Consider the following 11,853-nt stretch of genomic DNA (forward strand, 5'->3'; position numbering starts at 1 on the left):
GGTCGGAGGCATGCGCGATGTGCGGGTGGTGCTGATCGGCGGGACCTCGAACACCGGGAAGTCGACCGTCGCCGAGGCGGTGGCGGACCGGCTCGGATTCGAGCACCGCTCCACGGACGGCCTGGCCCGGCACCCGGGACGGCCCTGGCGGACCCCGGAGCACGAGGTGCCGCCGCATGTCGCCGAGCACTACGGCACGCTGACCCCCGACGAACTCCTCGAATCCGTCCTCGACCACTACGAACGGCTCCGGCCGCGTATCGAGGAGCTGATCACCGACCGCGCGGGGACCGGGGCCCCCGGCCTGGTCCTGGAGGGCTCGGCGCTCTGGCCCCCGTGGGTAGCCCGGCTGACGGTTCCCCGTACGGCCGCCGTATGGCTCACCGCCGACGACACGGTCGTACGCGACCGGGTGCGGGCGGCGGGGCGCTACGAGGAGGCGACGGACGCCGAACGGCACCTCATGGACCGGTTCCTGGCCCGTACCGTCCGCTATCAGACGCGGATGCTGGACGCCGTGGAGGCACTGGGGCTGTCCCGGATCGACAGCGGCGACGGCCGGAAGGCGGCGCAACTGGCCGACGCCGTGCTCACCGCCGCGACGGCCCAGGCACGCCCCGGCCGCTGACCTCCGCACCGGGTCAAAAACGACCTGCAGGACGTCCGTCGTCATACCCGTACGTACCCGGGTCGCCCGGTCCGGGCGCCTCGTAGCTACCACGGCGAAGGGACGTGACGATGTCCGAGCGGCCACAGAATCCTCGGCACGGGCGGAGGGGAAACCGGTAACCTTTCCCTGCTTCGTACAGCGAACACTGAAGGCGGGGGCGTCGGTGCGCGAACACCGTAGGCACGGAGGTCGCACGTACCGGGCAGGGCACGGATGACCGCCGACATGGGTTCCGGCGTCGGCTTACGGCAGTCGGTCAGCCTCATCATTCCGGTCCGGCTGCACGCCGACCCCGACGTGTGGGCCGAGGGGCCCCTTCCCTTCGAGGCCGGCGGCCATCGGACGGATGTGGCCTCGCGCCAGACGTATTTCACCCCGGCCGCCGGACGCGCACTGTACGGGTCGCCGCAACGGCCGCGCCGCTGGCACCTGTTCGTCGACGTCGTCCACGGCCCACTCCATCTGCACGGCCTGGAGATCCTGCGCACCCCGACGGAGCTGCATCCCCACCACGCACAGGCCGTCCTGCACCTCAGCGTCCCCTCGGCGGGGTTGCTGGAAGTGCTCCGGGCGCTGGGAGGCCGGGCGGGCGCCGGGCCCGATCCGATGGACGGCCCGCTCGCTCCCGACGTCCTTCTCGCAGGCGTCGCCTCGCCGATGGCCCTGGGTGCCGCCACGCACCCGTACACCGTTGCCTTCCTGACCCCGGGGCCCGCCGAGACCGCCGCACTGCGCTCCGACGGTGTGCTTCCGGAGACGGCCGACCGCTGGCTCTGGGCCCTGGCCTCCCGCTCCAACGAGGCGGACTTTCCCACCGCCCCGGAGCAGTTGCCCGGCCAGACCGAGCGTGCCGTGCGGATCTCGGCCGACTGGAGTGCTCTCGTGCTGCGCCACGGTGCCGCGTTCCTCGGCCACCGGCCCGACGAGGGTGACGGAGACTTCTACGATTTCGCGGCCCTGCACGTCCGTTCCGTCTACCTGGACGCCCTCCTTCTCGGTATCGCGCAGCGCGATCACATCGACGAGCTGACCGACGGGCTCTCCGGGGTCTTCGACGGCCCCGGGCTCGCCCGCCGCGTCACCGAACTCGAACGGGACATCGCAGGGTTCCGGAGTACCTACTGGCGTCAACACCTGACCGCCCACGGCCCGGCCAACGAACTGTTGCTCGCCTACCACGAGCAGTACCGGCTGCCCGCCCGCTTCGAGGAGATCCTCGCGGAGGCCGCCGACTACTCCCGGCTCGTCCAGACGCAGGACGGACAACAGATCGCCGGTGCCCTCGGTGTGCTGACGATCCTCGGCCTGCCGCTCGGCACCGCACTGAGCATCCTGCAGGTGCTCGGCGACGAGGACCCACGCCACCTCCTGCTTGCCCTGGCCGTCGCTTTCGTCGCCACGGCAGCGGCCTTCACCACTCGGTACGGACGCCTCGTCCTCGCCTCGCTGCGCGGGAGCCGCACCTCCGACGACTGAGATCAACCGATGTGCCCGAGAGCCCAGTTGTTAGCATCAGGTACAAACTGCCGAACAGGACGCGGTCGACGTGACGGTCAACGAGGGCGAGTCGCTCCGGCTCTACAAGAAGGCCCTGCGCTATGCCGAATCGGATCCAGAGGTGTTTCTCAGTACGGCACGGCGTGCGGCGGAGGCGATCCTTCTGGACCTTGCCATGAGGGAGGCCATCGGATCCAAGCCGACGCTCGAATCCCTGCTCACGGTCCTCACGGCCAAAGGGGTCGTACCGGCCAAGATGGTGCTCGCCATCCGCACGATCCAGAACTACGGCAACTTCGGAAGCCACGCCCTCGACGGTTCGGGCGACGAGATCTCCGCCGAGGACGTGCAGCCCTGTCTCAACGCCCCGACGCAGCTGGCGGCCTGGTACGGACGGACCAGTTCGTCGTTCGCCGAGAGCGAGGGGCATGAGGCGCTGTCCGCCGTGCAGAACACGCCCGGCACGAGCCGCCTGGCCGACTCCACACTGATCGTGGTGAAGGCGCTGCTTCTGGGCTGTGGCTTCGACGAGGTGCTGGCCCGACGCAACCACCGCCTGGTGTGTGTACAGCTCCCGTGGTCGGACCAGTTGGTCAGGGAGGTCGCGGAGGGGCGACTGGACCTGGCGATCTACAACGAGCAACGGCTCCGGAGCATGATCGAGGAGGATGGGGAGCTGGCACACCGGGTGGCCTCCGTGGGCCGCCTCGGCCACTCGATGGGGGGACGGAACTTCTATCTTCTCGCTGCGCGAGGTGGACGCTGGGGCGGCGCGACGGCCGAGGAATTCCTTGCCGATCCGGCAGGCGCGGAGATCGCCGTACCCAGGTACAGCGACATGTTCGCCAATGTCCTCACCGCCCTCGCCACGGACGAGGCCGGGCTGCGGGAGAGGGGCGTACGGATTCTCGACGTGCCGCATCACCTCGGTCTCGAACTCTTCCATCTGAACCGGGACGTCCTGGCTGTCGGCGGACAGAACCTTCGGATGCACGCCCGGGACGAGGACGACTACTTCGAGCTGCTGAACTCCGACATGCTTCCGGCCCCGGCCCAGGCACGGTTACGGTCGGCGGCGGCCAACGTCCTCATCGCGAACCGCGCCTGGCTGTCGTCGATCGGTTTCCGGCCGAACGACCTCTTCCGTGAACTGATGCGCCGTTTCCACGACATGGGTACCGACGTGGACCGCTTGGAGGCCACCGTCGACGAGCTGATCGCCCATGCCTCGTTCCCTCTCCAGAGCACCCGGGACAGCCGGGAGCGACTGGTGCGCCACGTCCTGTTCGAGAGCTACCGCCTGGGGGACCCGTGACCGGCGAGAAACGCGTCCTGGTACTGGGCGGAACCAATTTCGACATCATCGTGCAGGCGGAGGACTTCCCTCAGGAGCACGAGAAGGTCCGGGGCGAGGCCTGTGCGGCGCGTCCCGGTGGGTCGGCGGCGAACACGGCCCTGGGTCTGGCCCGTCAGGGCTGCGAGGTCAGGCTCGTGTCGGCGGTGGGGGACGACGCGCTGGGCCGCCTGTGCCTGGACGATCTGCGGGACGGAGGAGTGGACACGGCGCTGATACGCGTGGACGCCTCCTTGCGGACAAGCATGGCCATCGTGATCTCGTCCGGGACCGGCAAACGGATGATGACGTTTGCCGGTGCCGACCGTGATCAGGCGTTCCGGGCAGTGACGGAGTCGGACGTGGTGGCCGTGGACCATGTCCACGTCGTCGGAGTGCCCACGCCGGAGCTCGGCCGTGTGGTGGGTCTCGCACGCCGGACCGGCCGTACCGTCTCGGTCGAATGGAACGGCCGGGACATGAGCGAACTGGCCAAGGGACCGGGGCTGAACCTGATGAATGCCGACGAGGCGGGTCGGCTCCCCCACGCCCTGCCGGGGGACGCCGCCGCTACCGCCCTGCGCTACGCGGAGCGGCTGTCGGGAGAGGTGATTCTGACGCAGGGCGCCGAGGGCGCCCTCTGGGCCGCACCGTCCGGTGCGCTGGTGCGCGAACCGACGACAGCCGTGGAGCCCGTGGACCGTACCGGGGGCGGTGACGCCTTCAACGCCGGGGTCATCGCCGGCTGGCTGTTCGACGAGCCGCCGTCCGGATGCATGCGCAGAGGGCTTGATGCCGCATTGCACGTGATCACGAAGATAGGAGCTCATCCATGACCAGGTGGCTCGGCGTCGCCCTGCTTCCCCGTGCGGACCACACACGCGCGGCCATCCAGCTGCAAGAGAGTCTGGGCGGTGACCGCCCGCTGCAACCGCCACTGAGCGAGGACGGCAACCTGCCCCATCTGACCGTTTTCCAGGGACCTTTCGAGGACGACCTGGACCCCGAGCGGGAACTGGCGAGGATCGGAGCGTCCGTGAGCCTGCCGGGGCAGCTGTCGCTCGCGTCCGTCGGCATCGTGTACCAACCGACCGGCTGGCTCTTCATGTCCGTCGAACGGCCCGCGCTGCTGGAGAAGGTCCAGGAAGTCGTCCTCGACGGCCTTGCGCCCCGCCTCGACCGGCAGGCGTTCGACACCTCGAAGGACACCTCCAGGTTCACGGAGGCCGAACGTGCCAGCTTCGCCCGGTACGGCTACCGCTACACCGGCGACGCCTACGCACCCCACATCACACTCGGGCGCACCGACGAGGCCACCGCACTCGAACTCGTACGGACCGCACCCGAGCGCACCCGCGTTCCAGACCAGTGGACCTTCGACCGGCTCAGCTTCTACGCGATGGGAGAGCACGGCGCCCACGCGGAGAAATTGGCAGAGCGACCGGTCGCCGCCGTATGAGTCCCCGGCACGCACTGTATGACGCGGCCTCCCTGCACCGCTTCGCCCGGGAGGCCGTGGACGCCGGGGTGGAGTGGCTGGCCGGGGAGGGGTCGGGGCCGCTCTGGACGCACAGGCGGTTCAAGCCTTCGGGGGAGGAGGTCACCGATGCCGACGTCGAGGTGGAGCGGCGGATGACCCGCGTTCTCGTGGATCGCACTCCGGAGATCCCCGTCGTCGGTGAGGAGGCGGCAGGCCCGGGTCCGGTTCCCGATACGTGTTGGCTGCTGGACCCCATCGACGGCACGATGAACTTCACCCGTGGAGCCCCCGGGTACGCCGTTTCGCTCGCCTGCGTGGTGGACGGGACGCCGGTGCTCGGTGTGGTGCACGCCCCCGCTCTCGGGCGGCGCTGGACTACGGGAGCCGGGGGAGCGAAGGCTGCGGGCGTGCAGGGCAGCCGCGGTCTCTCCGGGGCGGTGGTCGGCCTGACGGGAACGGGCTCCGGCCGTCCACGTTCCGCCCGGCTCATCGGCCGGCTGTACGACGTGGCCCACCGGATCAGACTGCAAGGTGCGATGAGCTTGGATCTGGTGGGAGTGGCGGAGGGATGGCTGGACGCCTGCGTCTGCCTCGGCCCAGCCCCCTGGGACGTGGCCGCGGGCGTCGCCCTGGTGCGGGAGAGCGGCGGGGCGGTGCTGGGAGCGGGCGGGGGCGCCTACACCTCGCAGTCCCCGATCCTGGCCGCGGGCGCCGATCCGGTCGCCCGTGAGCTCATCGCGCTCTGGGAGTCGCTCGACAACTGACGGCCCTTCCGCGGGCTGTGGAAGAGGTGAAGCGCGCGGTACCCGACCGGGTCAAAAACGACCTGCGGGACGTCCGTCGTCATACCCGTACGTACCCGGGTCGCCCCCTCTACCGCCCGTTCCCGTTCGATTACAGTGCTTGCGCGGTCGCCCGCAGGGGCCCGCGCGGGCGTGTACGTGGTGACGGGGAGGGTGCGGGGTGAGCACAGGGACCACGGCGGTCTGGGGCCGGGCCGAGCAGCAGGACTTCCGCAGCCGGGTCCGCGGGGCGCTGCTCGGCGGGGCCGTCGGGGACGCGCTCGGGGCCGGGGTCAGCGGGCTGGTGCTGGAGGAGATCCGCGCCGCCCACGGCGTCGAGGGGGTCGTCGACTACGTCCCCGCGCACGGCAGACGCGGCGCGGTCACCGCCCTCACCCAGCTCACCCTGTTCACCGTCGACGGGCTGATCCGCGCCCAGGTCCGCCGCGACACCGGGGCCTGGCACCCGCCCACGGATGTGCACCGGGCCCATCTGCGCTGGGCCGCCACCCAGCACGACTGGGGGCCCGACGAGCGGCGCGAGGACAACGGCTGGCTGGCCGCCGAGGAGTGGCTCTACGTCCGCCGCGCGCCGGCCCGGGAATGTCTGGGCGGCTTCGGCGACTCCGTCATGGGCACCCTCGACCGGCCGAAGAACCCCACCGCCCGGGACGCGGGCGCCCTCACCCGGTCCGCGCCGTTCGGGCTCCTCGTGGGCTGGGAGCCGGGGCTCGTGCTCCAGCTGGCCGTCGAGTGCGCGGCCCAGTCCCACGGCCACCCCGCCGCCCAGCTGTCCGCCGGAGCCTTCGCCCTCCTGGTGCACGGTCTCGCGCGCGGCGAGAGCCTGGACGGGTCCGTGCAGAACGTGCTGGCGCTGCTCGCCGAGCGCCCCGGCCACGAGCCGGTGACCGAGGCCCTGAGGCAGGCCCTCGGCTCCGTGCGGCAGGGCATTCCCGGCCCGGCCCTGATCGAGGCGCTGGGCGCGAGCGACGCCGCCGAGGAGGTCCTCGCCGTCGCCGTGTACTGCGCGCTGGTCAGCGAGGACGTCCGGCACGGGCTGCGGCTCGCGGTGAACCACAGCGGCCCCTCCCGTGCCACCGGGTCGGTCTGCGGGGCACTGCTCGGGACGCTGCACGGCGAGACCGCGCTGCCGCCGGCCTGGCTCGCGGAGCTGGAGGGGCGGGCCACGCTCCTCGAACTGGCCGACGACTTCGCGATGGAGATGACCCAGGGCCCCGCCCTGCACAGTCCGGCCGCCGTCGCCCCGGGCTGGCTGGCCCGCTACCCGCGCGGCTGAGGGGCGGGGCCTGCCGACTACCCGCGCGGCCGAGGGGCGGGGGCCGGGCCTCCGTCCTGGGCGGGGATCACGGCGGCCGTCGCCGTACCGTCCCCGTCGCCGTCCCCGTCCCCCTCGTTGATCCGGGTCAGCAGCGCGTCGCGCTCCGGGGTGTCCTCCGGCTTCAGGTAGCCGATCAGGATGTAGAGCACGAGCGAGACGGCGAGCGGCACGGACACCTGGTACTGGAGCGGCACCCCGCCCTCGACGGCCCAGTGGATCGGGTAGTTGACCAGCCAGAAGGCGAACAGGCCCGAGGCCCAGCTGACCAGCGCCGCCGTCGGCCCGGACTTCCGGAACGGGCGCAGCAGACCCAGCATGAACGGGATCGCGATCGGGCCCATCAGCCCGGCGACCCACTTGATCACGACGGTGATGATGTCCTTGAACGCGGGCGAGTTGATCTGCGTCGCGATGGCCATCGACAGCGCGAGGAAGGCCACGGTGGTCCAGCGGGCCGCGATCAGCCCGGCACGCTCGTTCCAGCCGCGTGCCGCCTTCGAGAGCGTCGGGGCGATGTCCCGGGTGAAGACGGCCGCGATGGCGTTGGCGTCGGACGAGCACATGGCCATCGTGTGGGAGAAGAAGCCGACGATGACCAGTCCCAACAGGCCGTGGGGCAGTAGCTGTTCGGTCATCAGGGCGTAGCTGTCGGAGGCGTCCGGCTTCTGTGCGTCGACCAGCAGCGGGGCGACCCACATCGGGAAGAACAGCACCAGCGGCCAGACGAACCACAGGATCGCCGACAGCCGGGCGGACCGGGTGGCGGAGGCGGCCGAGTCGGTCGCCATGTACCGCTGGGCCTGGTTCCACATCCCGCCGTTGTACTCGAACGTCTTGATGAACAGGAACGCCATCAGGAACGTCACCGTGTACGGGCCGGCGGTCGGGTCCGCGTGCCCTTCCGGAAGCTCGTCCCAGACCGTCCACAGGGTGGCGAAGCCGTCGAGCTCGCTCATCACGGCGAACAGCATCGCCAGCCCCGCGAACAACTGGATGATGAACTGGCCCAGTTCGGTGAGGGCGTCCGCCCACAACCCGCCGACGGTGCAGTAGATCCCGGTGACGACGCCGGTGATCAGGATGCCCTGGGTGATGGAGAGCCCGGTGAAGACGGACAGCAGGGTGGCGATGGCGGCCCACTTGGCGCCGACGTCCACGATCTTCAGCAGCAGCCCCGACCAGGCGAGCGCCTGCTGGGTCTGGATGTTGTAGCGGTTCTTGAGGTATTCCAGCGGCGAGGCGACGTGGAGGCGCGAACGCAGCCGGTTCAGCCGGGGCGCGAAGAGCTTCGCGCCGATGAAGATGCCGATGGCGATGGGCAGCGACCAGGTCACGAAGGACGTGATCCCGTACTGGTAGGCGATGCCGGCGTAACCGGTGAACATCACCGCGCTGTAGCCGGACATGTGGTGCGAGATCCCCGACAGCCACCACGGCATCTTGCCGCCTGCCGTGAAGAAGTCGCTGACGTTGTCCACGCGCTTGTGCGACCAGAGTCCGATCGCGACCATCACGCCGAAGTAGCCGATGAGTACAGCCCAGTCGAGACTGTTCATGTCCCCCTCCAGGGGTCCGCCTTGTGAACGGGAACGCACTTCGTCGGTACGGCCGTTCAGCGGCGTCCCCTCGCGGGAGCGGGGACTTCGGGGATTGAACCCCCTGTAAGGGCGCATGGTCAAGACTGCCAATGGTCATGTATGTGAATGTAGGTCAACAAGGCGAACGATTTTACTTGTTCTTGACCTCGCGGGGCGTTGTCGCGAACGTGACCGCAGCCACACGATGGGCGGGCACTTCGTCAGGCTGTGCAGAGAAGATCAGGGAGTACGCGGCAACGCGCGAAGGCCGCACGGGATGCGGGTCCCGTGCGGCCGAGAAGTCGAAAGGGAGAGTGCCTCGGGTGCGAGTGGTGCGAGTGGCGGGAGCGGCGCGAGGGGGGAGGTCGGGCGGCCGGGGGCGCCTGCGCGAGCCGGGTGGCGCGCGTCAGCGCATCAGCTCGCCCGCGTTGACCAGGAGTGACTGGCCGGTGATCGCCCGGGCCCGGTCGGTCTACCAGGACCGCACCCACGTGTTCACGGCCTTCCAGGACCACGAGGCCACCGTCTACCGCGACGGGGCCGCCGGCCCCCGGGACTTCCACGCGCTCGACCACCCGTACGCGGGTCTCGTCCTCCAGGTCGTCGACGCGGAGGGGCCCGAGCAGCGGGCGGAGCTGCGCGATCCGCAGGGCTGCAGGATCCGGGGGCTGCTGGGAGGAGCGCTTCACGGGCACGGACGCGGCGGTCGCGGAGACGGGTCTCGGGCGGGTCGAGCTGGTCGCGCCGTTCGTGCCGACCGTGCCGAGGGCGGACCGGTACGTCGACCGGCCGCGGTGACGCCGGGGAACAGCGCCGGATCGTGCCGAGCCCCCTCGGCCAGGACGGCGAACCGGTCGAGAGGGCTCCATCAGGTGGTGCGGTGTCGCGTGGTGCTGGGTGGTGCGGTCGTGCGAGGTCAGGCGTTGATCGTGCCCGTGGCTACGTCGCGCACGAACGCGTTCCACGCACCGGGGACGAAGGCGAGCGAGGGGCCCTCGGGGGCCTTCGAGTCACGTACGGCGATGGACAGCGCGACCGGGGACTTGACCTCGACGCACGCGCCGTTGCCCCCGGAGTACGACGACTTCGTCCACTTGTCCGTAGCACCCTGAAGAATTGCCATGTTCACTCCGGTTCAGAGAGTTGGGTGGGTCGCACCAACCTGATTCCGATTGGCGTGATCGACGCTACTCGCCAAGCCCCGTCCATGAGATGGCCGTTCACTCGACCGGATGGTCTTTCCCCGGTAGGCCTTCCGTGGCGAGCGGGCGGCGGTGTACCATCCCGCCGCCGACTCGCTTCTGGAAGGGCTCGTACCCGACGCGCCGGCTCCGGCGCGTCAACTCGTGTACGACTTGGCGATCTTGCTGATGAACTCCCGGGTCTGCTCCACGTTCAGCGCCTGCGCCCGCAGGTGTTCGTACATCACGCTGTAGCGCTGCACGTCGTTCGCCTTCTCCAGGTAGAGATCGCTCGTGACGCCCTCGATGTAGACGACGCTGGAGTCCGCGGCGTCCGGGAACTCCAGGATCGCGTACTGGCCGTTGATCCCCGGGTGCGCGCCCATGTCGAACGGCAGGACCTGCACGGTGACGTGCGGCAGGTGGGACTGCTCGACGAGGTGCTCCAGCTGCTCGATCATCACCTGCTTGTCGCCGACCACCCGGCGCAGAGCCGACTCGTCGATCACGGCCCACAGCCGCAGCGGGTTCTCCGGCGCGTTGACCCGGTCCTGCCGTCGCGACCGTACGTTGACCCGCTTCTCGATGTCCGACGGAGGGGCCTCGGGAAGCGCGCCGCTGATCAACGCCTCGGCGTACGCACGGGTCTGGAGCAGGCCCGGGACCATCTGGGGCTCGTAGACCCGCAGCGACTCCGCGTCGGTCTCCAGACCGATGTAGACGCTGTACGGGATGTCGCCGAAGGCGTGCCACCAGCCCTGCTGGCGGGAGTCCTTCGCCATCTGCATCAGCGAGTCCACGATGCGGTGGTCCTCGACCTCGTACACCCCGCAGAGGTCGCGTACGTCGCGCTGGCTGATGGACCGGCGGCCGTTCTCCAGGCGGCTGATCTTCGACTGCGAGACCAGCAGCCGCTCCGCCACTTCCTCGGCCGTCATGCCTTTGAGTTCGCGCAGGCGGCGCAATTCCTGGCCCAGCCTGCGTCGCCTGACAGTGGGATTGACGTTGGACGGCACGGAAACGGCACCTCCGGCTATGTAGCTGTGCGTATCTACTGCTCAGCAGATTGCCACCCCTTGCCCCGGCCGCGCTGGGAAACGGCCACACGCGGGGCGCGGGGGCGCACGCACCGGTGTGCGGGAGGGCGCGCAAGCGCACGGGGCAGCCGGTAGTGGTGACTACCGGCTGCCCCGTGCGTGGTGCGGCTCCCGGACCGGGTCCTGTGACGACGGACGACGGTACGGCGTTGTGCTGTTGTCAGGTCCGTGCGGTCAGCCGGCGGCGGTGTGCGCCATGCTGCCGCGACGGGCCTGTGCTTGCTGCTGCAACGGGAGACCCGCTGCCTGCTGCGTACGGCGTGGCTGGACGGCCACACCGTTCTGGACGTCCATCACGGCGTGCGCCACGAGTCCGCCCATCGGGTCGTGCCTGATCAGGTCCCGGAGCCGGGAGCGCGAAGAGCGCCCCTCGTTCCCGGGGTACAGATGCTTGCCGAGTCCGACCGCGTGGGCCAGTGCGGCGAGCGCCGCGGTCCGTGGGTCCGGCGGTACGCCGGTACGGATCGCGCTGTCCAGCCGGTTCCTTATGTCCCGGCTGATCGCCGTCTCCGTCGCTTGGTAGCGAGTCGTCGGCAGCACTCCGCACATCTGGCCCGCCACGGCATGAACCATGCCGCACCGCTCCAGATGAGCGAGATAGATCTGGCGCAGCCCCAGGCGGGGCCCGCCGATCCAGTGGACCGCCCGAACCGGGCTGCCACGACGGCGCAGCAGCTCCAGTGCGGAGTCCAGAGTCGGATCTCCTGTCGGCCGTGGCATCACCACGGCGATACGATCCCCGTCAGGGGCTATCCGTCCTGCCAGAGCCAGCTCCACTAGCTGTGCCCCGGCCAGGCCGAGGTCGAGCGACTGCGGCTGCGCTGTGGTACCCGTGGTCGGGTCCAGAGCGAGCAGCAAAAGCTCCTCCGGGATTGTTCTGCGGCTCCTGCCCATCCA

The 11,853-nt window shown here is 70.1% G+C and carries 11 protein-coding genes and 1 pseudogene; 8 read left to right on the plus strand and 4 right to left on the minus strand.

The annotated features are described in order from the left end of the window. Nucleotides 1–10 precede the first annotated feature (10 nt). From AC3CH1_RS08835 to AC3CH1_RS08865, 7 genes are all read left to right on the plus strand, one after another. Nucleotides 11–628: a hypothetical protein gene (locus tag AC3CH1_RS08835; protein ID WP_488462402.1), complete on the plus strand. Its 618-nt coding sequence runs from the start codon at nucleotides 11–13 to the stop codon at nucleotides 626–628. A gap of 255 nt (nucleotides 629–883) precedes the next feature. Further along, entirely contained in the window at nucleotides 884–2,146 is a 1,263-nt protein-coding gene (locus AC3CH1_RS08840; protein ID WP_488462403.1) for a hypothetical protein, read from the plus strand. 70 nt (nucleotides 2,147–2,216) lie between these two features. Beyond that, nucleotides 2,217–3,482 carry a DUF4145 domain-containing protein gene (locus AC3CH1_RS08845; protein ID WP_488462404.1) on the plus strand — a complete coding sequence of 422 codons (1,266 nt, stop codon included), beginning with the start codon at nucleotides 2,217–2,219 and terminating at the stop codon, nucleotides 3,480–3,482. After that, nucleotides 3,479–4,336: a carbohydrate kinase family protein gene (locus AC3CH1_RS08850; protein WP_488462405.1), complete on the plus strand. Its 858-nt coding sequence runs from the start codon at nucleotides 3,479–3,481 to the stop codon at nucleotides 4,334–4,336. Before AC3CH1_RS08845 ends, AC3CH1_RS08850 begins: the two co-directional genes overlap by 4 nt. Continuing rightward, entirely contained in the window at nucleotides 4,333–4,959 is a 627-nt protein-coding gene (locus AC3CH1_RS08855) for a 2'-5' RNA ligase family protein (protein ID WP_488462406.1), read from the plus strand. Before AC3CH1_RS08850 ends, AC3CH1_RS08855 begins: the two co-directional genes overlap by 4 nt. After that, on the plus strand, nucleotides 4,956–5,744 hold the full coding sequence (locus AC3CH1_RS08860) for an inositol monophosphatase family protein (protein ID WP_488462407.1): 789 nt from the start codon (nucleotides 4,956–4,958) through the stop codon (nucleotides 5,742–5,744). Before AC3CH1_RS08855 ends, AC3CH1_RS08860 begins: the two co-directional genes overlap by 4 nt. A 199-nt stretch (nucleotides 5,745–5,943) precedes the next feature. Then, nucleotides 5,944–7,059 (plus strand): ADP-ribosylglycohydrolase family protein, encoded by a 1,116-nt coding sequence (locus AC3CH1_RS08865; protein WP_488462408.1) that lies wholly within the window; start codon nucleotides 5,944–5,946, stop codon nucleotides 7,057–7,059. Nucleotides 7,060–7,076: 17 nt separating this feature from the next. Here AC3CH1_RS08865 and AC3CH1_RS08870 read toward each other — a convergent pair whose 3' ends face one another. After that, entirely contained in the window at nucleotides 7,077–8,657 is a 1,581-nt protein-coding gene (locus AC3CH1_RS08870; RefSeq protein ID WP_488462409.1) for a sodium:solute symporter family protein, read from the minus strand. A gap of 491 nt (nucleotides 8,658–9,148) precedes the next feature. On the opposite strand from AC3CH1_RS08870, the pseudogene AC3CH1_RS08875 reads away from it, so the two are divergent. Next, nucleotides 9,149–9,476 (plus strand): annotated as a pseudogene (locus tag AC3CH1_RS08875) (hypothetical protein); the annotation flags it as partial. Between the two features lie 118 nt (nucleotides 9,477–9,594). Here the strand turns inward: AC3CH1_RS08875 and AC3CH1_RS08880 are convergent. The 3 genes from AC3CH1_RS08880 to AC3CH1_RS08890 form a co-directional block, all read right to left on the minus strand. Further along, complete coding sequence (locus AC3CH1_RS08880) at nucleotides 9,595–9,801, minus strand: DUF397 domain-containing protein (protein WP_488462410.1); 207 nt, start codon at nucleotides 9,799–9,801, stop codon at nucleotides 9,595–9,597. A 216-nt stretch (nucleotides 9,802–10,017) separates the two neighbouring features. Continuing rightward, nucleotides 10,018–10,875, minus strand: a complete 858-nt coding sequence (locus AC3CH1_RS08885) for a helix-turn-helix domain-containing protein (protein ID WP_026291139.1) — start codon at nucleotides 10,873–10,875, stop codon at nucleotides 10,018–10,020. Nucleotides 10,876–11,130: 255 nt separating this feature from the next. Then, nucleotides 11,131–11,850 carry a GOLPH3/VPS74 family protein gene (locus tag AC3CH1_RS08890; protein ID WP_018961516.1) on the minus strand — a complete coding sequence of 240 codons (720 nt, stop codon included), beginning with the start codon at nucleotides 11,848–11,850 and terminating at the stop codon, nucleotides 11,131–11,133. Between the last annotated feature and the right edge of the window lie 3 nt (nucleotides 11,851–11,853).

Source organism: Streptomyces sp. MGP-P1, from assembly GCF_057766565.1.